The organism is Roseovarius atlanticus (assembly GCF_001441615.1).
Taxonomy (GTDB): Bacteria; Pseudomonadota; Alphaproteobacteria; order Rhodobacterales; family Rhodobacteraceae; genus Roseovarius; species Roseovarius atlanticus.
The window spans coordinates 41490-63935 of record NZ_LAXJ01000025.1 but is presented as its reverse complement, the minus strand read 5'-3'; the positions used below and the strand labels follow the sequence as shown (position 1 = coordinate 63935).

25 protein-coding genes are annotated in these 22446 nt (G+C 67.0%); 19 read left to right on the top strand and 6 right to left on the bottom strand.

Features of this window, described 5'->3' with window-relative positions:
• Positions 1 to 24: 24 nt before the first annotated feature.
• The 6 genes from XM53_RS18770 to XM53_RS18745 are packed head-to-tail and all read left to right on the top strand — an operon-like array spanning position 25 to position 5883.
• Positions 25 to 693, top strand: coding sequence for a TRAP transporter small permease (locus XM53_RS18770; protein WP_057796138.1), 669 nt, complete (start codon positions 25 to 27; stop codon positions 691 to 693).
• Positions 693 to 2051 (top strand): TRAP transporter large permease, encoded by a 1359-nt coding sequence (locus tag XM53_RS18765; protein ID WP_057796137.1) that lies wholly within the window; start codon positions 693 to 695, stop codon positions 2049 to 2051. Before XM53_RS18770 ends, XM53_RS18765 begins: the two co-directional genes overlap by 1 nt.
• 12 nt (positions 2052 to 2063) lie before the next feature.
• A complete protein-coding gene (locus tag XM53_RS18760; protein WP_057796136.1) occupies positions 2064 to 2837 on the top strand; it encodes an IclR family transcriptional regulator in 774 nt (257 codons plus the stop codon).
• Positions 2838 to 2853: 16 nt separating this feature from the next.
• Complete coding sequence (hisD, locus tag XM53_RS18755; RefSeq protein WP_057796135.1) at positions 2854 to 4161, top strand: histidinol dehydrogenase; 1308 nt, start codon at positions 2854 to 2856, stop codon at positions 4159 to 4161.
• Complete coding sequence (locus tag XM53_RS18750; RefSeq protein ID WP_057796134.1) at positions 4154 to 4915, top strand: SDR family NAD(P)-dependent oxidoreductase; 762 nt, start codon at positions 4154 to 4156, stop codon at positions 4913 to 4915. Before hisD ends, XM53_RS18750 begins: the two co-directional genes overlap by 8 nt.
• The gene (locus XM53_RS18745) at positions 4912 to 5883 is read left to right on the top strand and encodes a zinc-dependent alcohol dehydrogenase (protein ID WP_057796133.1); all 972 of its coding nucleotides are present in this window, start codon (positions 4912 to 4914) and stop codon (positions 5881 to 5883) included. Before XM53_RS18750 ends, XM53_RS18745 begins: the two co-directional genes overlap by 4 nt.
• A gap of 1 nt (position 5884) precedes the next feature.
• On the opposite strand, the gene XM53_RS18740 is transcribed toward XM53_RS18745, so the two are convergent.
• Entirely contained in the window at positions 5885 to 6292 is a 408-nt protein-coding gene (locus tag XM53_RS18740; RefSeq protein ID WP_057796132.1) for a rhodanese-like domain-containing protein, read from the bottom strand.
• A 20-nt stretch (positions 6293 to 6312) separates the two neighbouring features.
• Complete coding sequence (locus tag XM53_RS18735) at positions 6313 to 6534, bottom strand: hypothetical protein (protein ID WP_057796130.1); 222 nt, start codon at positions 6532 to 6534, stop codon at positions 6313 to 6315.
• Positions 6535 to 6670: 136 nt separating this feature from the next.
• On the opposite strand from XM53_RS18735, the gene XM53_RS18730 reads away from it, so the two are divergent.
• The 13 genes from XM53_RS18730 to XM53_RS18670 all read left to right on the top strand — a co-directional run bounded on the left by XM53_RS18730 (position 6671) and on the right by XM53_RS18670 (position 19391).
• Complete coding sequence (locus tag XM53_RS18730; protein WP_057796128.1) at positions 6671 to 7594, top strand: hypothetical protein; 924 nt, start codon at positions 6671 to 6673, stop codon at positions 7592 to 7594.
• A 138-nt stretch (positions 7595 to 7732) separates the two neighbouring features.
• Positions 7733 to 8686: an AAA family ATPase gene (locus XM53_RS18725; protein ID WP_057796125.1), complete on the top strand. Its 954-nt coding sequence runs from the start codon at positions 7733 to 7735 to the stop codon at positions 8684 to 8686.
• Entirely contained in the window at positions 8683 to 9585 is a 903-nt protein-coding gene (locus XM53_RS18720) for a DUF58 domain-containing protein (protein ID WP_057796122.1), read from the top strand. The genes XM53_RS18725 and XM53_RS18720 overlap by 4 nt, the downstream gene beginning before the upstream one ends.
• Positions 9582 to 9944, top strand: coding sequence for a hypothetical protein (locus tag XM53_RS18715; protein WP_057796120.1), 363 nt, complete (start codon positions 9582 to 9584; stop codon positions 9942 to 9944). Before XM53_RS18720 ends, XM53_RS18715 begins: the two co-directional genes overlap by 4 nt.
• Complete coding sequence (locus XM53_RS18710; protein WP_057796118.1) at positions 9937 to 10902, top strand: VWA domain-containing protein; 966 nt, start codon at positions 9937 to 9939, stop codon at positions 10900 to 10902. Before XM53_RS18715 ends, XM53_RS18710 begins: the two co-directional genes overlap by 8 nt.
• Complete coding sequence (locus XM53_RS18705) at positions 10899 to 11792, top strand: vWA domain-containing protein (protein WP_057796116.1); 894 nt, start codon at positions 10899 to 10901, stop codon at positions 11790 to 11792. Before XM53_RS18710 ends, XM53_RS18705 begins: the two co-directional genes overlap by 4 nt.
• The gene (locus XM53_RS18700; protein WP_057796114.1) at positions 11789 to 12463 is read left to right on the top strand and encodes a hypothetical protein; all 675 of its coding nucleotides are present in this window, start codon (positions 11789 to 11791) and stop codon (positions 12461 to 12463) included. The genes XM53_RS18705 and XM53_RS18700 overlap by 4 nt, the downstream gene beginning before the upstream one ends.
• Positions 12464 to 12867: 404 nt before the next feature.
• The gene (locus XM53_RS18695) at positions 12868 to 14037 is read left to right on the top strand and encodes a hypothetical protein (RefSeq protein ID WP_236544561.1); all 1170 of its coding nucleotides are present in this window, start codon (positions 12868 to 12870) and stop codon (positions 14035 to 14037) included.
• A gap of 150 nt (positions 14038 to 14187) precedes the next feature.
• Positions 14188 to 14901 carry a LuxR C-terminal-related transcriptional regulator gene (locus XM53_RS18690; RefSeq protein ID WP_057796110.1) on the top strand — a complete coding sequence of 238 codons (714 nt, stop codon included), beginning with the start codon at positions 14188 to 14190 and terminating at the stop codon, positions 14899 to 14901.
• Positions 14902 to 14911: 10 nt separating this feature from the next.
• Positions 14912 to 16063, top strand: a complete 1152-nt coding sequence (locus XM53_RS18685) for an FIST N-terminal domain-containing protein (RefSeq protein WP_236544560.1) — start codon at positions 14912 to 14914, stop codon at positions 16061 to 16063.
• The gene (locus XM53_RS18680; protein ID WP_057796106.1) at positions 16063 to 18357 is read left to right on the top strand and encodes an ATP-binding protein; all 2295 of its coding nucleotides are present in this window, start codon (positions 16063 to 16065) and stop codon (positions 18355 to 18357) included. The genes XM53_RS18685 and XM53_RS18680 overlap by 1 nt, the downstream gene beginning before the upstream one ends.
• Before the next feature lie 15 nt (positions 18358 to 18372).
• On the top strand, positions 18373 to 19047 hold the full coding sequence (locus XM53_RS18675; RefSeq protein ID WP_328586692.1) for a hypothetical protein: 675 nt from the start codon (positions 18373 to 18375) through the stop codon (positions 19045 to 19047).
• Positions 19044 to 19391, top strand: coding sequence for a hypothetical protein (locus tag XM53_RS18670; RefSeq protein WP_057796104.1), 348 nt, complete (start codon positions 19044 to 19046; stop codon positions 19389 to 19391). Before XM53_RS18675 ends, XM53_RS18670 begins: the two co-directional genes overlap by 4 nt.
• A 7-nt stretch (positions 19392 to 19398) precedes the next feature.
• On the opposite strand, the gene pqqE is transcribed toward XM53_RS18670, so the two are convergent.
• Genes pqqE through pqqB form a run of 4 tightly spaced genes read right to left on the bottom strand, consistent with a single transcriptional unit; the run spans position 19399 to position 22422 of the window.
• The gene (gene pqqE, locus XM53_RS18665) at positions 19399 to 20508 is read right to left on the bottom strand and encodes a pyrroloquinoline quinone biosynthesis protein PqqE (RefSeq protein WP_057796103.1); all 1110 of its coding nucleotides are present in this window, start codon (positions 20506 to 20508) and stop codon (positions 19399 to 19401) included.
• A complete protein-coding gene (pqqD, locus tag XM53_RS18660) occupies positions 20505 to 20780 on the bottom strand; it encodes a pyrroloquinoline quinone biosynthesis peptide chaperone PqqD (RefSeq protein ID WP_057796101.1) in 276 nt (91 codons plus the stop codon). The genes pqqE and pqqD overlap by 4 nt, the downstream gene beginning before the upstream one ends.
• A complete protein-coding gene (gene pqqC, locus XM53_RS18655; RefSeq protein ID WP_057796099.1) occupies positions 20780 to 21529 on the bottom strand; it encodes a pyrroloquinoline-quinone synthase PqqC in 750 nt (249 codons plus the stop codon). Before pqqC ends, pqqD begins: the two co-directional genes overlap by 1 nt.
• Positions 21526 to 22422: a pyrroloquinoline quinone biosynthesis protein PqqB gene (gene pqqB / locus XM53_RS18650; RefSeq protein WP_057796097.1), complete on the bottom strand. Its 897-nt coding sequence runs from the start codon at positions 22420 to 22422 to the stop codon at positions 21526 to 21528. The genes pqqC and pqqB overlap by 4 nt, the downstream gene beginning before the upstream one ends.
• Between the last annotated feature and the right edge of the window lie 24 nt (positions 22423 to 22446).

Below are 22446 nucleotides of genomic sequence, written 5' to 3'. Positions count from 1 at the left end.
GCGCAACGACAACGGGAGGATGCCATGTCGATCATGACCGACGTGGGAGAGATTTTGTCGGCCGTCGCGTCGAACGATGCGTGGATGATCCGGGAATCACTGCAATCGAATGCCGCATGGTACCTGGGCGCGGTGGTAGCGCTGGTGGGCGGGCTGGCGCTGGCGGCGATGTACCGCGCGCTGCCCTTCGTCGAGCGGCACCTGGAGCGCACGGTGATGGTGGTGGCTTACCTGGCGGTGGCGCTGATCATCTTCTGGGGGGTGATCGACCGGTTCGTCTTTTCCAGTCAGTTGCCGTGGTCGACGACGATCCCGCCCTTGCTGTTCATGATCATGGCGTGGTTCGGGGCGACCTTTAACGTCGCGCTGCGCACCCACCTGAGCTTTTCCGAGTTCCGCAGCCGGATGCCGCGCGCGGGGCAGTTCGCCTGCCTGATGCTGGACGCGGTGCTGTGGTTCGTCTTTTCGGTGATCGTGATGGTCACCACGGCGCGGGCCGCGGCCTTGTCGGCGTCGAATTTCCAGATCGTGCTGGGCACGGACAACACGCTGCAATGGTGGTTCCTGATCACCGCGCCCATCGCCTTTCTGCTGATGGCGGCGCGGACGTTCCAGAACCTGTTCGACGATATTTCCAACTGGCGGTCGGGCCGGCCGCTGATCAAGCAGGCCGTGATCGGGGGGGATGTGTGATGACCGACGGGACCATCATTACGCTGATTTCGCTGGGCGTTACGTTCCTGTTCATGCTGGGTGTGCCTGTGTTCCTGGTGATCGCCTATTGGGTGATCGGGTGCAGTTTCGTGTTGAACCTGACGCTGGACAACCTGGGCGCGGAATTGCTGAACGTGTTCAACAAGGGGTTTGCCCTGCTGGCGATGCCGCTGTTCATCCTGACGGGGGATTTGATCAACAAATCCGGGATCGCGCGAAGGCTGTCCGATTTCGCCTATGCCTGTCTTGGCTGGTTGCGGGGTGGACTTGCCATGGCGAGCCTTGGGGCGTGCGGGCTGTTTGCCGCCATTTCGGGGTCGAACTCGGCCACCACGGCCACGATCGGTTCGATGCTGCATCCCGAGATGGTGAAGGGCGGCTATGATGAGCGGTTCAGTGCGGCCACGGCGGCGGCGGGCGGCACGGTGGGGATCATCATCCCGCCCTCGATCATCTTCATCGTGTACGGGTTCCTGATGAACCTGCCGATCTCGGACCTGTTCGTTGCGGGCATCCTGCCCGGGGCGCTGATGGTCATCGGGATGCAGTTCGCCTGCTGGATCATCTGCCGGATGAACGGCTGGGGGTACCTGATCCCGCTGCAACTGAACCGGGTGCTGAAGACGGCGTTCGGCGCGTGGCTGGGTTTTTTCGCCATCGGGCTGGTGCTGTGGGGCATTTATACCGGCAAGTTTTCCCCGACCGAGGCGGCGGGCGTGACGGTGGGCTTTTGCATCATCGCGGGGCTGCTGAGCTGGGTGGTGAGCCGCATGTTCCGCCTCGACGGGACGAAGCCGTGGAACGAGAAATCGTACCTGTCGATGCTGGTGGTCGAAGGCTTCACCATCCCCGAGATCCCCGGCATCGTCATGCGCTCGGCCCAGATCACGGGGATACTCGCGCCACTTATCGCCATCTCGGTGGTGATGCAGCAGATCCTGTCGCTGCTGGGCGCGCAGGAGGTGATCGGCGATTTCCTGACCTCGATGGGGGGCTATTATCCTGTGCTGTTCACCGCGATGCTGATCGTGTTCTTTTCCGGCATGATCCTGGAATCGCTGCCTGTCACGATCATCCTGGCGCCCATTCTTGCGCCGATTGCGGCCAGCGTGGGCGTCGATCCGGTGCATTTCTCGGTGATCTTCCTGGTGGGCGCCTCGATCGGGTTCATCACGCCGCCCTATGGGCTTAACCTTTATGTGGCGTCGGGGGTGACGGGGGTGCCATACTTCAGGCTGCTGAAGTATACTGTGCCGTATCTCATTGCCTTGATCAGCGTGTGGGTTCTTGTCTCGCTGGTGCCCGACCTGGCCTTGGCACTGTTGCCGAACAGGTAGGAAAGACGTGACATGCCCGACGACCAGTCCAAGGACGGAAAATACCTGATCCCCACCAACCTGCGCCTGCTGGTGCTGTTGGAAGAGGTGGCGAAGGCGGGTGTGCCGGTGGCGCCGGCGACGCTGGTCTCGGCGCTGGGCCTGCCGAAGCCGACGGTGCATCGGCTGCTGGCCACCGCCGAGGCGGAAGGGTATTTGCAGCGCGACGTCGACGGGCGGTCGTTCGGGCCGGGCAAGCGGCTGCGGACGCTGTCGATCAACACGCTGTCGTCGCAGCGCATCCGCACCGAGCGGCTGATGATCATGAAGGCGCTGGCCGAGGATGTGGGCGAAACCTGCAACCTGGCCGCCCCCGGGCGCTATGGCATGGTGTACCTGGACCGGGTCGAGACGCATTGGCCGCTGCGCATTCAGCTGCCGGTGGGCACGCAGGTGCCGTTCAACTGCACCGCGAGCGGCAAGATGTACCTGTCGTCGCTGCGCACCGACAAGCTGTCGCGGCTGTTGCAGAACCTGGAGATGCCGCGCCGGACCGGGCGGTCGCTGACCGACCCCGAGGCACTGATGGCCGAGCTGGCGCGAATCCGCGAGCGGAATTACTCGACCGACAACGAGGAATTCATGGACGACATGACCGCCGTGGCGGTGCCGATCCGGGACAACCAGAACCGGCTGGTGACGACGCTGTCGCTGCATTCGCCGATCCAGCGGCGCAACCTGCCGGATCTTGTGGAGTATTTGCCGCGCCTGCGGGAAGCGGCGCGGCAGTTGGAAGAACTGATTTGAAGGAGGGCCAGCTGGCATGGCGCGGGAGTATCTGAAAAAGGCGAAACTGACCTCGCGCTCGGGGGCGTCGGATGTCCATGCGACAGTGCAGGGCATCCTGGACGCCATCGAGGCGGGGGGCGACGCCGCCGCGCTGGAATACGCACGGAAGTTCGACCAGTACGAGGGCAGCATCCTGCTGTCGGAGGCCGAGATCGAGGCCGCCTGCGCGCTGGTGCCGGAAAAGCTGAAGGCCGATATCCGGTTTTCGCATGACAACGTAAGGCGGTTCGCCGAGCGGCAGAAGGCCACCGTGGCCGATGTGGAGCTGGAGGTGGTGCCGGGGCTGATCGCGGGGCAGAAGGCGATCCCTGTGGATGCCGCCGGCTGCTATGTGCCGGGCGGGCGGTACAGCCATATCGCCAGTGCCATCATGACGGTGACCACGGCCAAGGTCGCCGGGTGCAAGCATATCACCGCGTGCAGCCCGCCGCGCCCCGGCGTCGGCGTGGCGCCGGCAATCATCTATGCCGCGCATATCTGCGGGGCGGACCAGATCATGGCGATGGGCGGCGTGCAGGGCGTGGCGGCGATGACCTTCGGCCTGTTCGGCCTGCCGCCGGCGAATATCCTGGTGGGGCCGGGCAATCAGTTCGTGGCCGAGGCCAAGCGGATACTCTTTGGCCGCGTGGGGATCGACATGATCGCGGGGCCGACGGACAGTCTGATATTGGCGGACAGCAGTGCCGACGCGCATATCGTGGCGACGGACTTGGTCAGCCAGGCGGAGCATGGGTATAACAGCCCAGTGTGGCTGGTGACCGATGACCGGGCGCTGGCCGAGGCGGTGATGGACATGGTGCCGAAGCTGATCGACGACCTGCCGGAGGTGAATTGCGAGAACGCCACGGCGGCGTGGCGCGACTATGCCGAGGTGATCGTCTGCGCCGACCGCGAGGAGATGGCGGCCTGTTCGGACGAGTACGCGCCGGAGCACCTGACGGTGCAGGCCGAAGACCTGGATTGGTGGCTGGGGCGGCTGACCTGTTACGGCTCGTTGTTTTTGGGCGAGGAGACCACGGTGAGCTATGGCGACAAGGCGGCGGGGACGAACCACGTTCTGCCGACCTCGGGGGCGGCGCGTTATACCGGGGGCTTGTCGGTTCATAAATACATGAAAATCGTGACATGGCAGCGGGCGACGCGGGAAGGCTCCAAGCCAGTGGCGCAGGCGACGGCGCGGATTTCCCGGCTGGAGGGGATGGAGGGGCACGCGCGCGCGGCGGATGCGCGTCTGGCCAAGTATTTCCCCGGCGAGAATTTCGACCTGAGCGCGGATGGCTGAACCGGCCCGCCTGTTCGATCTGAGCGGGCGGGTGGCCTGCGTCACCGGGGCCAGCTCGGGCTTGGGGCAGAGGGCGGCGGACGTGCTGGTCGCCGCTGGCGCGAAGGTCGTGGGTGTGGCGCGGCGAGAGGCGCCCTTGGCTGAGTGGGCCGGGCGCGTCGGAGGTGCTGCGGCCTATGTCGTGGGCGATGTGGCGGAGCGCGAGGGCTTGCCCGGACTGGTCGCGGAGCTGTCCGCGCCGTTCGGGGCGCCGGATATCGTGGTGCACGCGGCGGGGGTGAACACGCGGGAGGCGGCGGATGACGTGACGGCCGAGGGCTGGGACGCGACGCTGGCGCTGAACCTGAGCGCGCCGTTTTTCCTGAGCCAGGCGTTGGTGCCGGCGATGAAGGCGAAAGGCTGGGGCCGGATCGTGAATTTCGCCTCGTTGCAGACGACGCGGGCCTTTCCCGGCGGCATCGCCTATGGCGCGACGAAAGGCGGAATCGCGCAATTGACGCGCGCCATGGCCGAGGCGTGGTCGGGTCATGGGATCACCGCAAATGCGATCGGGCCGGGGTTCTTTCCCACGGAACTGACGCAGGCGGTCTTTGGCGACACGGCGCGGGCGGCGCGCAATGCGGCGCAGACCTGCATCGGGCGCAATGGCCGGCTGGAGGATATCGACGGGCCGGTCCTGTTCCTGTGTTCGGATGCAAGTGCATATGTCACCGGGCAGGTCCTGATGGTGGACGGGGGGTTTACTGCGAAATGAAGGCATTGATCTATGACGCGCCTGAGCGGCTGGGATTTCGGGAGGTGCCGGAGCCGGTGGCGGGACCGGGCGAGCATCTGATCCGGGTGGAGGCGGTGGGGATCTGCGGCTCGGACATGCACGCTTACCTTGGCCATGACGACCGGCGGCCCGCGCCGCTGATCCTGGGGCACGAGGCGGCGGGGGTGATCGTGGAGGGGCCCGACAAAGGGCGGCGGGTCACGATCAATCCGCTGGTGACCTGCGGGGATTGCGCCGCCTGCATGGCGGGGCGCGAGAACCTGTGCGAGGCGCGGCAGATCATCTCGATGCCGCCGAGAGAAGGCGCGTTCGCGCAGTTCGTGGCGATGCCGGAGCGTAACCTTGTGACAGTGCCGGAGGGCGTGCCGCTGGAGCGGGCGGCGTTGGCCGAGCCCCTGGCGGTGAGTTGGCACGCGGTCAGGCTGGCGTTGCAGGTTGTTCCGGGCCCCGACCGGGCCCTTGTGGTGGGCGGCGGGGCCATAGGGCTGGCCGCGGCGCTGGCCCTGTCGGCGATGGGGGTGACGGGCGTGACGGTGGTGGAGCCGAACGCGGCGCGGCGGGATTTCCTGGCCGCTGTGTGCAGGGACCATGTCGTGGCCGAGGCCGACGGCCTGTTCGATATCGTGGTGGATGCCGTCGGCTATGCCGCGACGCGCAAGGTGGCGTCGGCGCGGGCGCGGCCGGGTGGGGTCATCGTGCATGTGGGGTTAGGCGAGGATATGGGCGGTCTCGATGTCCGGCGGATGACGTTGCAGGAGATCACGTTCATCGGCACTTATACCTATACGGACCAGGATTTCCGTGACACGGCGCAGGCGCTGTTCGACGGGCGGCTGGGCAGGCTGGAGTGGTTCGAGACGCGGAGCCTGGACGAGGGTGCCGCGGCCTTTGCCGACCTGCGGGCGGGCAAGGTGGCCGCGCCGAAGATCGTTCTAAAGCCCTGGTAGGTCAGGCTTTCTTGTCTTCGGGGAATTCGACCGGGCCGCCCTGGTCGGCCCAGGTGGAGAAGCCTTCGCGCAGGTGCGCGGCCTGAAACCCCATGTCCTGAAGCGTGGCCGTGGCCAGCGCCGAGCGCCAGCCGGAGGCACAGTGCAGCACGTAGCGTTTGCCGGGCTGGGCGAACACATCGCGGTGATAGGGGCTGTCGGGATCGACCCAGAATTCGAGCATCCCGCGCGGGGCGTGGACGCTGCCGGGAATGAAGCCGCTGCGCTGGCGTTCGCGTATGTCGCGGATATCGACGATGACGACGTTCGGGTCGTCCAGCGCCGCGATGAGGTCGGGTGTCTCGACTTCCTCGATGCGGGCGCGGGCGTCGGCGACCATCTGGGCGGCAGTGGTCTTGAGTTGGGTCATCAAAGCTCCTTTGGGGGTGCTCAGGCGGTGGGCCGCGCGTCGAGCCAGGCGATCTGGTCGCGGATGAAATGCGGGTCGGTTTCCATGCGGATGAACACCGCCGTCAGGGCGGCCACGGCCGGGGGCATCTCGTCTTGGGGATCACCGTCGGGCATCAGGATTTCGCGAGTCCCGTCTGCCGCGACTGTCAGCGCGAACGTGTTCGCCGGGATCATCGTGCCGGTTTTGGAATGGTCTGGCATCGCTGTCTCCTTTTCAGTGAAAAAGGGATAGGCCTTGCGCGGCGGGTTGTCAAAATCCGCGCCCTGGCGCGCGATTGGCGGGATTTGTGGAAACGCTGCCGCGACCGGTCTATGTTGCCCGCTCAGGGGAGGTGCCATGCGCATCATACGACTTGCTTTCATGCTGATCTTGGCCGGGCTGGCGGCGCAGGCGGGCCAGCGCGAGGATTACCTGGACATGGCGCGGCGCGGCTGGAGTTACGAGCTGCGCACGACGATGATCGGGCGGGACATGGCGATCCCGGTCAGGATCAACGGGCGCGACATGGCGGGCGCCGCGCTGTGCGTGGTGGGCGAGAAGCCGCATGCCGAGACGCGCGCGGTGCTGAATGCGTTCCGGGGGCTGATTGGCGAGGTCTATGGCAAGCCGCTGCCGATGCGGTTCGCGGGTGCCACGGCGCAGGGCTGCGGCGCGGGGCGGGTCGTTCTGTTGCGCCTGTATTCGGGGCGGCCGCCGAACCGGGCGCTGTCGCAGGACGTGGATTGGATGAACAGCGCCTTTGGCCTTGGCCTGCCACGGGGGCGCGATTATGCGGCGATGTCGCCGGCGATGGCGCAGACGTTCTTTGGCCACCTTGGGCAGGTGACGCATATCATGGTCAAGCAGCCGGGGCCGTCGACGCCGGGCACATTGGAGCGGAAATTCTACCGCTCGATCCTGGTGGAAGAGTTGTTCCAATCCTTCACCTTCGGGATGGACGTGCTGAAATTCGACCGCGACGCGCGGTTCGTGTCGAAACTGCAGGAATTCCCGGTGAACATGGGCCGGATGCCGTGGAGTTCGCGCGGCTTCATGCGGGCGATCCTGGGGTCGAACCCGGTGGGGCTGTGCCGGTTCGATGTCTTCATGCTGCACGCGGTGGCGCAGTCGCCGGGGGCGCAGACCAATGCGCCGGAGTTCATCGAGTTCATCGACGCCAATTACGAGCGCCTGGACGCGCTGAGCGCGGAGAGCTTTGCCGACGCGCGGTTCGCGCCGCTGATGGACCCCGACTGCGCGGCGGACCGGACGGTGCGGTAGGACCGTGGGCGGCGGCGGTTACGACTTTCGGTTAGGTAGGCGGCGACAGGCCGCTTGGCCTAGCGTTAACGGCATGTGTCGCGCGGCGGGAGAGACCGCGCGGTACTGGTAAACGTCCGTGTTTCGGGAGGGCAGGATGTGCTGAAAGAAGCCGGCCAGCGCGATATCGCGTCTTTGTTGCAGCAGTTGGGGAACGGGCTGATCGGGCATGAGCGCCTGATCGAACGGATGACGATCGCGTTGTTGACCGGGGGTCACATGCTGGTGGAAGGGGCGCCTGGGCTGGCCAAGACGCGGGCGGTGAAATGCCTGGCGCGGGCGGTGGAAGGGTCGTTCGCGCGGATCCAGTGCACGCCCGACCTGATGCCCGCCGACCTGACCGGCACGCCGGTCTACAAGCCCGGAGACGGCAGTTTCGAGTTCGTCAAAGGGCCGGTGTTTCACAACCTCGTCCTGGTGGACGAGATCAACCGCGCGCCGCCCAAGGTGCAGTCGGCCCTGCTGGAGGCGATGGGCGAGGGGCAGGTCACGGCGGGAAGCGATACGCATGGCCTGCCCGATCCGTTCCTTGTGGTGGCGACGCAGAACCCGATCGAGCACGAGGGCACTTTTCCATTGCCCGAGGCGCAGTTGGACCGGTTCCTGCTGCACGTGGTGCTGGACTTGCCGGATATCGAGACCGAGCGGGCGATCCTGAACCTTGTGGAGGCGGAGACGCATGGCGAGGCGGTGGTGTCGGACGCGACGATCAGTCAGCAGAGCCTGAAGGAGGCGCGCAAGGCGGTGGCGGATGTGCATCTGGCAGCGGAGTTGCGCGACTATATCGTGCGGCTGGTGATGGCGACGCGGGGCGGCGAGCTGGCCGGGGATATCCAGCACGCGGTGTCGCCGCGCGGCACGCTGGCGCTGGCGGCCTCGGCGCGGGCGCGGGCGTTCCTGAAGGGGCGGGACCATGCGCTGCCCGAGGATGTGGCGGCGCTGGCGCCCGACGCGCTGGCGCACCGGATGGTGCTGAGCTGGCGCGCGATGGCCGAGGGGCGGCGCGCGCGGGACGTGGTGGCGGAGATCGTCAAAGCGGTGGAGCCGCTGTGAGTGCCGCGCTGGAGCAGCCGGGGGTCCGGCTTGCTGCCGGAGATCTGATTGCGCTGCGCGCCCATGCGCTGACCGGGCCGGGCGGGGCGGAACAATGCGCCACGCTGCCGGGTGGCCACGCGACGCGGGTCAAGGGGCAGGGGATCGAGGTGGCGGATATCCGGGATTACCTGCCCGGCGATGATATCCGGCACCTGGATCGGGCGAGCACGGCGCGGACCGGCAAGCTGCATGTGCGGCAGTTCCAGGCGGAACGGGACCGGGTGCGGTACCTTGTGGCGGATATGCGGAGCGAGATGCTTTGGGGCTTGCGCCGCGCGCTGTTGTCGGTGGCCGCGGCCGAGGCGCTGGTGCTGGATGCTTGGCCGCTGATCGAACAGGGCGGGCGCGTGGGGCTCTTGGCAGTGACGGACCGCGACGTGACCGTGGTGCCGCCGCGCGGCCGCATCCGGGGGATGCTGGACGTGATCGGCGGGCTGGTGGAGGCCCATGCACGGGCACTGGAGGATGCGGCGCGGGACAAGGGGGCGAGCGGCGGGGCGCTGTCGCTGGACCGGGCGCTGCACCGGCTGGAACGGCTGGCGCCGTCGGGGTCGGAGATCGTCATCGCCTCGGGGTTCGACGCGCCGGGGGAGGAATTGGTGAAGGTGTTGGACGGGTTGGGGCAGCGCCGCGCCATACGGCTGCTGCTTGTGTCGAACACCGAGGCGTTGCCGGCGGGACGCTACCCGGTACGGCTGGCCGACGGGCGACGGACGAATTTGCGGATCGGGGCCAATGACGCGGTGCCGACGGCAGTGAGGATCGCGGGGCGCGAGGCGCTGGTGGTGGATGCGGGCGCCGACCCGAGGGAGATTGCGCGCGTGTTGATCCGCTATCACGATGAGCACGCGGCATGAGTGGGGAACCCTTGTCGGAGGCGGCGATGCGCGACAGCCTGCTGGACATCCGGTTGCCACCGGGGGGCGCGTTGGAGGCCGTGGCGGATGTGCTGGTGTCGGCGGGGCTGGCGGGGTGTGCTGCGCTGGCGATAGTGGGACTGATGCGGCTGGCCATGACACGGCGGCGCGGTGCGGAGACGCCTGGGGTTGAGGCGCGCATCGCGGCGTTGCGGGACTTGCCCGAGGATGCGCGGCGCGTGGGCCTGCTGCACTTGCTGAAGGAGGTGGCGCCGGAGCGCTATGATGCGCTGCGCCCGAAACTCTACCGTCCCGACGCGCAGATCGACGTGGAGGCGGAGGTCAGGGCGCATGTTTGAACTGGCCCAGCCGCTGGCGCTGCTTTTGCTGCCGCTGCCTTGGTTGGTGCAGCGCTTCGTGGCGGCGCGGAGTGCGGGAGGCCGGGCGCTGGTGCTGCCGCGCCGGGTGGGGGAGGACCTGCTGGCGCGGGCGCGGCGTGGTGGCGTGGGCGTGGCGGGTGTGCCACTGCGCGACGGGGCGTTGTGGATCGCGTGGGCACTGTTGGTGGTGGCATTGTCCGGCCCGAGGGATCTGGCGCCGGTGTCGGCATTGAAAGTGTCGGGACGGGACCTGGCGATTGCGCTGGATCTGTCGGGCTCGATGGTGCGGGACGATTTCGATCTGGACGGCCGGCAGGTGACGCGGCTGGAGGCGGTGCAGACCGTGGGGGCGGAATTTGCGCGGCGGCGGGGGGGCGACCGGCTGGCGCTGATCGTGTTCGGATCGGAAGCCTATTACGCGACGCCCTTCACCTTCGACATCGAGGCGGTGGCGCAGGAGATAGAGACCTCGGTGATCGGCATTTCGGGGCGGGCGACGAATATCTCGGACGGGCTGGGACTGGCGCTGAAGCGGATGGCCGACAGCGCGGCGGCGAGCAAGGTGGTGATCCTGTTGTCGGACGGGGTGAACAACGCGGGTGCGACGAAGCCGCTGGGTGTGGCCGAGCTGGCCGCCCGGATGGGCGTCCGAGTGCACACGATCGCGCTGGGGCCCAAGGATCTGGAGAGCGCCGAGGAGGGCGAGCGCGGCGTGGTGGATGCGCGGACATTGCGCGCGATTGCGGAGGTGTCGGGCGGCGAAAGCTTTCGGGTGCGCACGACCGAGGATCTGCAAGAGGTGGCCGAGGCGCTGGACCGGCTGGAGGCGAATGACAGCGACGGGCTGGCCGCCGAGATCTATCGCGACTACTGGCCGTGGCCGGCCGCGGCGGCGGCGCTGTTGTGTCTTTTCGTGATCGCGAGGGACCCGGCATGAGCCTGGACGTGACCCTGCTGCGGCCCCTGTGGCTGTTGGCGCTGCCGGTGCTGGCGGGGCTGGCGTGGTGGCTGTGGTCGCAGCGGCAGGGGTTGGGCGACTGGCAGCGGGCGGCGGAGCCGGGGATGATCAGGGCGATGGCGGCGCTGGGCCGGGTCGAGGCGCAGGCGGGGCGGTCGGGCCTTTGGGCCGGTGTGGCGGTGCTGGTGATCGCGGTCCTGGCGCTGGCGGGTCCGGCGGTGGAGCGGCGGGACACGCCGAGTTTCCGCAACCTCGACGGGGTGCTGTTCTTGGTGGATGCCTCGGCCAGCGTGACGGAGGATGCGCGCTGGCCCCAGATGCAGGCGCTGGGGCGGTTCGGGTTGGCGAGCCTGGGGACGCGGCCCGGGGGGATCGTGGTTTACGGCGGGGATGCGTACTTGGCCACCGGCATGACGCTGGATCACGTGCAGCTGGGGCAGACCTTTTCGCTGATCGGGCCGGAGCTGGTGCCCGATCCGGGCACGCGGCCCGAGCGGGCGTTGGCGCTGGCGGTGGCGCGGCTGGAGGAGGCCGAGATCATCGCGGGGGACGTGGTGCTGTTTACCGACGGGGCGGGGCTGGGGCCGGAGAGTTTGCGGCTGGCGGCAACGCTGGCGGAGATGGGCGCGCGGCTGTCGGTGGTGGGGATGGGCGACGATGCGGCGTTCGGGACCCATGCGCAGGCGGGGGGCGGGCGGGTCTTTGGCCTTGATGACGCCGATGCGCTGGCGGGCTGGCTGGGGCAGGACATGGCGGCGCGGCTGGAGCGGCAGGAGTACCCGCTGATTTTCTGGAGCGACATGGGGCGTTACCTTTTGCTGCTGGCCGCCCTGCCGATGCTCCTGATGTTCCGCAGGCAGGGCGCATGAGGGGGCTGGCGCTGATCACGGCGGTGTTCCTGCTGGCGGGAGGGGCTCTTGGCGGCGCGGCGTCGGTGGGGCGTGTCTTGCTGGCGGTGGGTTTGCCGGGTTGGGCGGCGGAGGTGTTCGAGGCGCCGGACTGGCAGGGCGTGGCGCGGTTCCGGGCAGGCGCGTACGGCGCGGCGGCGGAGGCCTTCGCGGCGGCGGGACAGGATTACAACCGGGGCAACGCGCTGGCCTTTGCGGGGGAGTATGCGCGGGCGTTGGAGGCCTATGATCTGGCCATTGCCGCGGGCGATCCGTGGGCGCGGGCGAATTTCGACGTGGTGGCGGCCTATTACGCGGGGCTGGCCATCGACCCCGAGGCGCTTGACCTGCTGCCCGAGCGCAAGCGCGGTCCGACGGCGGAGGCGGAGGTGGGGCAGGGCGACGCGCGCGCGGCGGGGACCGGGGATGGCGTGAGCAATACCGGCGCGGTTCTTGGCATGGCGGAGCTGGAGAGCCGCGGCAAGCTGGGCGTGCGGCGGGTGTTCAAGGACTATTTCATGGTGGCCGACGAGCGGTGGCTTTTGCAGCTGGAAGACGTGCCGGGCGAGTTCATGGCCGAGCGGATCTTGCAGGAGTACAAGCGGCGCGACAAGCTGGGGCTGTCACCGCCAGAGCCGGAGGACCCGAGATGAGGGGGCGCTTGCAGACGGAGCGGTTGGCGCAGGCGCGCGCGGTGCGCGCGGCGGCGGGAGGTCCCGGATCGGGTCCGGGACGGGGGGAAGGAAGTGTGGCGCGCATGTGTATTGCGGGGTTGGCCGGGTGGATCGGTCGACACCTGTGGCGGTGGCGGGCGAGAGGTCCCGGATCAAGTCCGGGACGGTGGGGGAGAGGCGTGGGGCGCGCGTTCTTTGCGCGCCTGGCCGGGTGGTACGGGCGGCACTGGTCGGCGCGGCCTGCAATGGCGGAGAAGACGGATAGGTTTGTGGGCCCGCCCCGGTCTGCGCGCCGGGGCCTCTGGCGATGGCGGGCAGGAGGTCCCGGATCACGTCCGGGACGGGGTGCGCGTGCAGCGGGCGTATGCGTCTGGATGCTGGGGATGTTCGCTTTGATGGTCCCGGAAATCGCGGTCGGTCAGACGCGCGAGGTGCGGCCTGGGGAGCTGAAGCTGGAGGTCAGCGTGGAAGAGCGCGCGGCGACGCCCTACACGCGGGAGATGGTGCTGTTGACGATCCGCGGCACCTATCGGCGTTACATCACGCGCGAAACGCTCGTGCAGCCGGAGCTGGAGGGGTTCAACTGGTCGCAGCTTGGGCCTGACACCTGGCGCGAAGAGCGGGTGGAGGGGCGCGCGGTGAAGGTGTTCATCCGGCGCATGGCAGTGTACCCGGAGCGCCCCGGCACCCTGACCATCGGGGCGTTCCGGCACCAGCTGACGCTGACGGACGAGGGAGACGACTGGTTCGCGTACGAGATCGCGTCCGAGCCGATCACGATCGAGGTGGACCCGGCGCCGGAGGGCAGCGACTGGTGGTTCCCGGTACGTCAGTTACAGGTCTCGGACCAGTGGTCGAACGCGCCCGACCAGCTGACGCCGGGGGAGGGCGTGTTGCGGGTGATCCGCATCGAGGCGCTGGGCGCGACACCCGAGATGATCCCGCCGATGCCGGAGCTGACCTCGCCCTCGGGGATGATCTTTGCCCATCCGGAAAAGCGGCTGATCCAGCTGACGCCGGAGGGGCCGAAGACCATCGCCTTCTGGCGCTGGACGATCCGACCGGGCAATGACGTCTCGGCGGTGGTGGAGCCGCTGAGCTTTGATTATTTCGACACGGTGGCGCGGGAGCCGCGGACGGTGGAGATCAACGCGCAGCGGGTGGCCTATGGCGCGCGGGTGCCGGGGAGCCGCGCGGAGATGGCGGCCACGGCACCGGCCGCGCCGGTCGTGACCGAGGCGGTGTTGCCGGGATTTCCGGCGCTGGGCGCGGCGCTGGCGGTTTTCGCTGCGGCGCTGTTGCTTGGGCTGAAGGGCCGGGCGTGGTCGGGGAGGCCGCAAGTATCGGATTGGGTGCCTGCGCTGGACCCTCGGCGACGTGCGCTGCGCCGGGCGGCGCGGGCCGGGCGGACGGGCGAGATGCGGCAGGCGTTGGTGGCCCTGGCGCGAGCGGGGCCGGGCGCCGAGACATACCGCGCCCGGCTGGCGGAGCTGGACCGGGCCGTCTATTCCGGTCAGGCGCCGCCGGGTGACCTGACCCGTTTCGCCCGGTAGTTGCACAAGTCTGCCTCGGTCTGTGAGTGTGGGTTTTGCGGCGGAGGTGCCCGCCAGGCCATTGGCCGAGCCTTGCCGGTTCCGCAAAGCCCGCGCCAAACGGTTGATCATTCCCGATTTGGTGCTACGTTTCGATTTGGGAGGATCGGCATGTTGGCAGCAAGACCCGAATGCGCACCCGCGCAGCCTGTGTCGTCGGTGATGATCGTGGACGACCATCCGCTTTACAGCGATGCGCTGGAAACGGCGCTGTCGCTGGGATTTTCCGAATGCAGTATTCGCAAGGCGGGCAGCCTTCGCGCGTGTTTCGACCTGCTGGACGAGGGGTTTCGGCCCGATCTGGTGATGTTCGATCTGAAGCTGCCGGATGTGACCGGAGTGTCGGGGTTTGAAAAGCTGCGCGAGCGGGTGCCCGAGGCGCGGGTGCTGGTGATCTCGTCGCTGGCATCGAGCGAGCTGGTGCACACGCTTTTGCGGTCGGGTGCGATGGGATTTCTGCAAAAGGACGCCTCGGCCAAGACGCTGCAATTCGCGGTGTCGGAGATAGCCGCCGGGCGGCGATACATCCCGGCCGAATATGCCAATGCGACCGCGGAAGAGTGCGAGGACGACCTGTTCAAGACCACGCCGGAGCTGAGCATCCTGACGCCGCAGCAGGTCAATATCCTGAAGCTGATCTGCGCGGGCAAGCCCAACAAGCAGATCGCCTATGAGCTGTCGCTGGCAGAGGCCACGGTGAAGGCGCATATCACGGCGCTTTTGCGGCGGCTGGACGTGCGCAACCGGACCCAGGCGGTGGTGTTCGTGGAATCGGTGATGGCGCGCCATGCCGAACCCGAGGCGCGCGCCTTTTTGCAACACTAGGCGGGGACGCGTGAAGGCCGCCCCCCCAGAATTCGTGGTGATCGGGGACTCGCGGGCCGAGGACCCGGCCGTTGCGGTGGCCGAGGCCTCCGAGAGCCTGCGCGGCAGGGGCTTGTGTTTCGTGTTCGCCGTTCTGCCCGACAGCCTGGACGTCGAGGAGACAAGCGCGCTTTTGTCCCAAGAGTTCCGCGGCGTGCCGGTGTTCGGGTGCAGTTCGGCCGGGCAGATCACGACAGACGGGTATGACGACCAGGCGCTGTTGCTGCTGGGTTTTCCGCGCAAGAATTTCCGCTGCGCCTCGATGCTGTTCCAGGACCTGCGCCCGGATCATGCCACGGCCTTTGCCGCGCGGGCGCAGAAAGAGGCCGAGCGGTTCCGCCACACGGCAGGCTGGAACCGGTTTGCGCTGATCGTGGCGGACGGGCTGTCCAAGCAGGAGGATCTGCTGGTATCGACCCTTGACGCGGTGCTGGGCGACGTGCCGATTTTCGGCGGCTCGGCGGGGGACGGGCTGAAATTCGAGCGGACCTACGTCCTGCATGACGGCGAGGCGCATTCGGGGGCGGCCGTGCTGTTGCTGATCGAGACCGACTTGCAGTTCCAGGGCGTGGCCTTCGACCATTTCCAGCCCGAGGGCGCGCAGATCGTCATCACCTCGGCGGATGCCGAGGACAGGCTGGTCTATGAGATCAACGGGGCACCGGCGGCGGAGGAATACGCCCGGCTGGTGGGGTGTGCGCCCGAGGCGCTGAGTCCGGAGGTGTTTGCCGAGAACCCGATGATGCTGCGCCACAACCTGACGCATTACGCCCGCGCGATCAGCGATGCGAAACCGGGCGGCGCGCTGTCGCTGCTGGCGGCGATCGACGACGGGCTGATTCTGACGCTGGGCAAGGCCAAGGGCAGCCTGGAGGCGCTGCACGAGGGGTTGTCGGCGCGCGATGCGGCGGGGCAGCCGCCCGATTTCATCCTGGGTTTCGACTGTTTCCTGCGGCGGCTGGAATTCGAGCACAAGCAATTGACGAAGGAAGTGTCGGACATTTTGCGCACCCACCGGGTGATCGGGTTCAACACCTATGGTGAGCAGAAGTCGGGCCTGCACATGAACCAGACCTTCGTGGGCGTGGCGTTCTTCAAGCCCGAAGCGCGGGTGCTGAACTGATGCTGGTGAACCCCGACGAGCCGCTGGATGTGCAGGTCGAACGGCAGGCGCGGATCATCGACGCGCTGATGCGGCGGGCGAACCGGCAGGACGATGTCCGCCCCTCGGCGTTTCGCGCGTTCCAGTCGGCCATCGAGTTGCAGGAAAAGATGCAGGCGCAGGGCCGCGACCTGGCGCGCGCGGTGTCGGAACTGGAGACGGTCCGCGGCGAGCAGGAGCGGATGCGCAAGAGCCTGGTGGCGGCGCTGTCGTCGATGGAGGGGGGCTTTGCGCTGTTCATCGACGGCAAGCTAGAGCTGTGCAACCACCTGTTTTTGCAGCTTTTCCCCGATATCTCGAACAAGATCGACACGGGGCTTTCGATTGGCCGGTTCTTTGCGCGGCTGGTGTCGAGTAAGTTCTTCCGCTCGGCCGACCGCAACCTGGCCACCCTGCCCACCACGCTGGAGAAGCGGCGCGACGAGGGGGTGATTACCTCGGTCATGATCGAGATGGCCGACGACCGCTGGTTCCAGCTGAGCGCGCAGCACACGTCGGGCGACAACGTCGTGCTGCTGTTGACCGAGATCACCGATTTCGTGCGGCGCAACAGGTCGGAGAAGGAAAGCCTGATCGACCGGCAGGAGGACTACCTGAAGGCGGTGTTCCAGACGCTGACGTCGGGGGTGTGCACGTTTTCGTCGCGGGGCAAGGTTCTGATGCATAACGGCCAGTTCCGCGAATTGCTGGGACTGCCCGCGTCCTATGTCGCGCAAGGCGAGCCGGTGACGGCGCTGGTGGAGTATCTGTTCGCCAACGGGCTGGCGGTCGAGGGCGATGCCGTCAACATCGAGGCGATCTATCGCAAGCTGGTGACCGAAGGCGCGTTCCGGCAGCGCGTGCGGCTGGGGCCCGAGCGCGTGCTGGAACTGCACATGCACGAGATGCCCGACAGCGGCTACCTAGTGGAGGTCGAGGACGTGACGCTGGAGGCGCGCGCGACCGAAACGCTGGAACGCCGGGTGATGGAGCGCACCGCCGAGCTGACCCGCGCGAACGAGAAGCTGACGGAAGAATACGAAAAGAAGGCGCGGGTCGAGGAGGCGTTGCGTGAGGCCAAGGACAAGGCGGAAAAGGCGGTGTCGTCGAAGACGCGTTTCCTGGCCGCCGCCAGCCACGACCTGTTGCAGCCGATCAATGCCGCCAAGCTGTTGATCTCGACCCTGCTGGAGACGTCGCGCGGCACCGACATGCATGGCATGGTAGAGCGGCTGGAAGGATCGTTCCGGTCGACCGAGCAACTGCTGCACCTGCTCTTGGACATCTCGCGGCTGGAAAGTGCGGCGCCCGACACGGTGTCCCCGCTGGTGGTGAACCTGACCTCGATGATGAACTCGATCCATGCCGATCAGAGCCTGGTGGCCGAGCAGAAGAACGTGAGCCTGAAGATGGTGCCCTGTTCGGTGCTGGTGCGGTCGGACCCGGTATACCTGTTGCGGTCGATCCAGAACCTGGTGGTGAACGCGATCCAGTATACCCAGCCGGGGGGCCGCGTCCTGGTCGGGTGCCGCCGCCGCAAGGGGCGCGTGGTGCTGGAGGTCTGGGACACCGGCATCGGCATTCCGAAACGTGACCAGCAGCGGGTGTTCGAGGAGTTCGCCCGCGCCGATGGCGAGAAGCTGGCCGCGGGCGTGGGGCTGGGCCTGTCGGTGGTGGAGCGGGCCTGTCGCCTGCTGGGTCACAAGCTGTCGGTGAAGTCGAAGCCCGGCGTGGGGTCGGTGTTTCGCATCGAGCTGGAGACGGTGGCGGATGCGCAGGCGGTGAACGAACCCCTGAGCCTTGCGTCGAATGCCGACGACCTTCTGGAGAACCAGATCGTTCTGCTGATCGAGAACGACGACGACGTTCTGTTCGGCACCACCAAGCGGCTGGAACAATGGGGCGCCGACGTGCTGGCCTGCCGGTCGATCGACGAGGCGCTGACCTGCGTCGAGGACATGGGCATGGCGCCCGATATCATCCTGGCCGATTACACGCTGGACAACGGCGACACCGGGGTTGATGCCATCGCAAAGGTGCGCAAGCTGACCAAGGTTCATGTGCCGGCGATCCTGATCACCGCCGATCGCAGCCCGAGGGTGCGGGCGGCGGGGCTGACCTATGACATCTCGGTGATCTACAAGCCGGTCAAGCTGAACCGGCTGCGGCCGTTGATGGCGTGGAAGATCGGTCAGCAAGGGGATGCCGAGGCGCGGGGTGATACGAAAGTGGCCGGTGACAGCGCCGCCGGAGCCTTTAGTGTCTGGCCTGAATAGGGAGGAGATTTGAGCATGATGATGCGCGTGACGAGCTTTCTGGTCGGCGTCGCCTTAAGCTGTGCCGCCGCCATGGCTGCGCCGCTCAGCGGGCAGGAAACCTATGACCTGTTGTTCCGCAATGGCACGCTGGATGACGTGTCGCGGGACCAGTCGCTGGTCTATGAGCGGCAGGTCAGCAACGCGCTGGCGCCGGATGCGGCGGAGCGTGACAGCGGCAAGGTTGCGCTGACCGTGGGCGAGGGCGAAAGCCCGCTGGCGGTGCTGGAACTGCGGCAGGGCGAGAAGTACCGCAAGCTGGGGCAGTTCCCGGCCAGCGTGGGCAATCCGATGATCATGTTCTTCTACGAGTCCACGGTGCGCGACATGGCCGAGAGCGCGGGCGGCAGCAAGTTCTACATCCGCAACCGGGTGAAGGAGGCGCTGGTGCAGCCCAACGAGGTGACGATGGGCGAGGCCGAGTTTGACGGGCAGACAGTTCAAACGCAGACTGTGACGATGCAGCCCTTCGCCGAGGACCCGAACCGCGCCCAGATGCGCGGCTTTGGCGACCTCAAGCTGACGGTTACGATGTCCGAGGACGTGCCGGGCTGGTACCTGAATCTCGTGGCCGAGGCGCCGGGGCCGGAGGGTAGCGCCGGCTATCGCTCGGAAGTGACGTTCGAGACGCTGGAGGAGGTGACGCAATGAAGAGCCTGCTTGCGTCGATGCTGATTGCGCTGCCGGGCGTCGCGCTGGGCCAGACCGCCGCCGAGCGTCTGAACGATTTCCCGACGGCGGCGCGGGCGGATTACGTTTTTGCCTGCATGTCCACGAACGGCACCACGCGCGAGATGTTGCAGAAATGCTCGTGCTCCGTCGACGAGGTGGCGCAGATCCTGTCATACGAGGAGTATCTGGAGGCCGAGACGGTTTTGTCGATGCGCCGGGTCGGTGGCGAGCGCATGGCGGTGTTCAACAGCTCGGCTGCCGCGGCGAACCTGGTGGCAGAGTTGCGCCGGGCGCAGGCCGAGGCCGAGATCGTCTGTTTCTGAAACTACCTCAGCTGGTCGGTTCGACCTCTTTCTTGCCGGGCATCGTGCGATAGACCAGCGGCGCGTCGGTGTTGGACGCGTGGGTGTCGGCTTGTGCCTGAAGCGCCCCGTGATGGGGGGACTTGATGCAGACCGGGTCGGTCGCGGCGGGGTCGCCGACGATGGCCATGGCCTGGCACCGGCAGCCGCCGAAATCCACCAGCTTGCGGTCGCAGGATTTGCAGGGTTCCTGCATCCAGTCGGTGCCACGATAGGCGTTGAAGGCGGCGCTGTTGTACCAGATGTCGTCGAGCGGCTTGTCGCGGACGGTCTCGAATTCCAGTTGCGGGATGGATTGCGCGGCGTGGCAGGGCAGGACTTGGCCGTCGGGGGCGACGTTGAGGCCCGTGCTGCCCCAGCCGCCCATGCAGCGCTTGGGGTAGTCGTCGTGATAATCCGCGGGCACGTAGTCGATCACCAGCTTGCCTTTGAGCGCGGCACGGGATTCGGCCACGATGCGGGTCGCCTCGCGGGCCTGTTCGCGGGTCGGCATGAGGGTGTCGAGATTCTTCAAAGCCCAGCCGTGGAATTGCACGGTGGCGACCTCGATCCGGCGGGCGCCCATTTCCTGCGCCATTTCGATGGCCCGGGGCAGTTGGTGCAGGTTGCGCCGGTGCAGGACGGCGTTGAGCGTGAGCGGAAAGCCGATCTGGCCGATCCACTCGGCCACCTGCATCTTGCGCTTGTAGCCGCCATTATAGCCGCCGATCTCGTCGGCCATTTCGGGCGTGGTGCCTTGCAACGAGAGCTGGATGTGGTCGAGGCCGGCCTCGTCCAGTTCTTTCAGCCGACGCTCGGTCAGGCCGATGCCGGAGGTGATGAGGTTGGTATAGAGGCCGGCGTCGCGGGCGGCCTGTACAAGCGGAACGAGGTCGCGGCGGGAGGCGGGCTCGCCGCCCGAGAGGTGGAGTTGCAGCACGCCAAGCTTAGCGGCCTCGTCGAAGACTCGGACCCAGGTTTCGGTATCAAGCTCGCTGTCCTGCCGGGCCAGTTCCACGGGGTTGGAACAATAGGGGCAGGAGAGCGGACAGCGGTGCGTCAGCTCGGCCAGCATGGCGATGGGGGCGGGTATTTTCATTGCGCTACGTCCAGGAATCTGCGGTCGCGCAGGGCCGTAAGGAAGCCGTTGCTATCCTCGGTGATCTGCTCGACCGGGGCGTTGTACTTGTCCGACAGGGCCTGCGTGATCTCGCCGAAGCTGCGTTGTCCGTCGACCTCGGTCAGGATGGCGTGACCGATCTGGTCGAGGGTGATGGCGCGTTCGGGCGCGAGAAGGACCCACGTATCGCGCACCTTGTCGAAATGCAGGCGCACGCCGCGGGGCAGGGAGGGAATGTCGGTGGCGATCATCAGGAGGCCCTTTCGAGCAGCAGCCCTTCGCCCGGTTGCCAGCCGCCGGGCGGGATGCGGGCGGGTTCGACATAGGCGCTCCAGAGCGCATCAAGCTGGGACCAGAGCACGTCCGTCTTGAAGATGAGCGCGTTGGCGGCGGCGTCCTGCTTTTCCTGCGTATCGGCGTGGTCGAGCACCCAGGCGAGGCCGAAGGCGACGTCCTTGGGCGCTTCCTTGAGCCTCGTCTTGAAGTAGCTGAGCGAGCTGTCGTCGGCGAAGTCGTAGTTCTTCAACAGACCCTCGATCCGGTTGGCGTGGATCTTGGGCGCGAACAGCTCGGTTAGGGACGAGGCGACGGCCTCCAGCAGGGTCTTGTCGCGGACGAAGCGGACATAGGCGTCGCAGGCGAATTTCGTCGCTGGCAGCACGCCCTCGCGGGAGGCGACGTAAGCCGGGTCGAGGCCCACGGCCTCGGCCAGTCGCAGCCAGCGCTTGATGCCGCCTTCGTTCTCGGCCGTGCCGTCGTGATCCTCGATTCGGCTACGCCACGCGCGGCGCAGGTCGGGATCCTCGACGCGGCTCATGAAGGCGGCGTCCTTCATGGGAATGGTGTGCTGGTAATAGTAGCGGTTCAGCACCCAAGCACGGACCTGGTCGGGCGTGCAGTCGCCGCCATGCAGGCGATCGTGGAACGGGTGCAGATCGTGATACCTCTCGGCGCCGATCTTGCGCAGGCGAGCTTCGAATTCTTCGCGGCTTTGCGTCATGGGGTGATCTCCATTCCGTCCTGTCCGATGATCCAGCCCGCTGCTTCGGCCTCGGCTTTTTCCGCCGAATCGGGGCGCAGGACCGGGTTGGTGTTGTTCATGTGCACGAAGACCTTCTTGCCGATGTCGATGCCCGCGAAGGCGGCGATGGAGCCGTCGGGGCCGGACATGGACATGTGGCCCATGCGTTTGCCCGTCTTCTTGCCGAGGCCCGCGCGGACCATTTCGTCGTCGCGCCAGAGCGTGCCGTCGAAAAAGACCATGTCGGCGCCGTGCAGGCGGTCGCGCAGATCGTCGTTGAGCCGCGCGCAGCCGGGGATGTAGAAGGCCGTCGTGTCGCCGTTTTCCAGCACGACGCCCACGGTCTGTTCGCCCATCAGGTCGGTTTCGACCGTCTCGCTCTCCATGTAGAGCGGGACCTTGCCGGGCACAGCGAAAAGCGTCGCGGTCAGGTCGGGGGCCAGTTCGAACGGTTCATCGAGGGCGATGTTGGTGCGAGTGACGACCTGGGCATGCAGGGCGTCAAAAATGGGATTTGCGGCCAGAACTTCGTGTATTCCCTTGGTGGCGAAGAGGGTAAACGGCTGCATTTCGCGCAGGGTCAGCAAGCCGGCGACGTGGTCGATATCGCCGTTGGTCACCAAGACGGAGGTCAGCGGCAGCTTGCGTAGGTCCGTCGGATGGAGGGCCGCTGTGTTCGACAGCTGGTCGCGTATGTCGGGCGATGCGTTCAGAATGGCCCAATCGACACCGTTTCCGGTGACTGCGAGGGACGATTGTGTCTGTGAGGGAATGTCGCCTGAACGTGCGAGATTGCAGTTGTCACAACCGCAATTCCACTGGGGCAGGCCGCCCCCGGCCGCAGCGCCGAGAATATGCGCGCGGAATGACATCGAGATATCCTCCCGCGCGCAGAT

What these genes read in the sequence shown, in the direction of transcription:
- XM53_RS18770 (WP_057796138.1), top strand. Translation starts at nt 25, where the DNA reads ATGTCGATCATGACCGACGTGGGAGAGATTTTGTCGGCCGTCGCGTCG.
- XM53_RS18765 (WP_057796137.1), top strand. Translation starts at nt 693, where the DNA reads ATGACCGACGGGACCATCATTACGCTGATTTCGCTGGGCGTTACGTTC.
- XM53_RS18760 (WP_057796136.1), top strand. Translation starts at nt 2,064, where the DNA reads ATGCCCGACGACCAGTCCAAGGACGGAAAATACCTGATCCCCACCAAC.
- hisD (WP_057796135.1), top strand. Translation starts at nt 2,854, where the DNA reads ATGGCGCGGGAGTATCTGAAAAAGGCGAAACTGACCTCGCGCTCGGGG.
- XM53_RS18750 (WP_057796134.1), top strand. Translation starts at nt 4,154, where the DNA reads ATGGCTGAACCGGCCCGCCTGTTCGATCTGAGCGGGCGGGTGGCCTGC.
- XM53_RS18745 (WP_057796133.1), top strand. Translation starts at nt 4,912, where the DNA reads ATGAAGGCATTGATCTATGACGCGCCTGAGCGGCTGGGATTTCGGGAG.
- XM53_RS18740 (WP_057796132.1), bottom strand. Translation starts at nt 6,292, where the DNA reads ATGACCCAACTCAAGACCACTGCCGCCCAGATGGTCGCCGACGCCCGC.
- XM53_RS18735 (WP_057796130.1), bottom strand. Translation starts at nt 6,534, where the DNA reads ATGCCAGACCATTCCAAAACCGGCACGATGATCCCGGCGAACACGTTC.
- XM53_RS18730 (WP_057796128.1), top strand. Translation starts at nt 6,671, where the DNA reads ATGCGCATCATACGACTTGCTTTCATGCTGATCTTGGCCGGGCTGGCG.
- XM53_RS18715 (WP_057796120.1), top strand. Translation starts at nt 9,582, where the DNA reads ATGAGTGGGGAACCCTTGTCGGAGGCGGCGATGCGCGACAGCCTGCTG.
- XM53_RS18710 (WP_057796118.1), top strand. Translation starts at nt 9,937, where the DNA reads ATGTTTGAACTGGCCCAGCCGCTGGCGCTGCTTTTGCTGCCGCTGCCT.
- XM53_RS18705 (WP_057796116.1), top strand. Translation starts at nt 10,899, where the DNA reads ATGAGCCTGGACGTGACCCTGCTGCGGCCCCTGTGGCTGTTGGCGCTG.
- XM53_RS18700 (WP_057796114.1), top strand. Translation starts at nt 11,789, where the DNA reads ATGAGGGGGCTGGCGCTGATCACGGCGGTGTTCCTGCTGGCGGGAGGG.
- XM53_RS18695 (WP_236544561.1), top strand. Translation starts at nt 12,868, where the DNA reads ATGTTCGCTTTGATGGTCCCGGAAATCGCGGTCGGTCAGACGCGCGAG.
- XM53_RS18690 (WP_057796110.1), top strand. Translation starts at nt 14,188, where the DNA reads ATGTTGGCAGCAAGACCCGAATGCGCACCCGCGCAGCCTGTGTCGTCG.
- XM53_RS18680 (WP_057796106.1), top strand. Translation starts at nt 16,063, where the DNA reads ATGCTGGTGAACCCCGACGAGCCGCTGGATGTGCAGGTCGAACGGCAG.
- XM53_RS18675 (WP_328586692.1), top strand. Translation starts at nt 18,373, where the DNA reads ATGATGATGCGCGTGACGAGCTTTCTGGTCGGCGTCGCCTTAAGCTGT.
- XM53_RS18670 (WP_057796104.1), top strand. Translation starts at nt 19,044, where the DNA reads ATGAAGAGCCTGCTTGCGTCGATGCTGATTGCGCTGCCGGGCGTCGCG.
- pqqE (WP_057796103.1), bottom strand. Translation starts at nt 20,508, where the DNA reads ATGAAAATACCCGCCCCCATCGCCATGCTGGCCGAGCTGACGCACCGC.
- pqqD (WP_057796101.1), bottom strand. Translation starts at nt 20,780, where the DNA reads ATGATCGCCACCGACATTCCCTCCCTGCCCCGCGGCGTGCGCCTGCAT.
- pqqC (WP_057796099.1), bottom strand. Translation starts at nt 21,529, where the DNA reads ATGACGCAAAGCCGCGAAGAATTCGAAGCTCGCCTGCGCAAGATCGGC.
- pqqB (WP_057796097.1), bottom strand. Translation starts at nt 22,422, where the DNA reads ATGTCATTCCGCGCGCATATTCTCGGCGCTGCGGCCGGGGGCGGCCTG.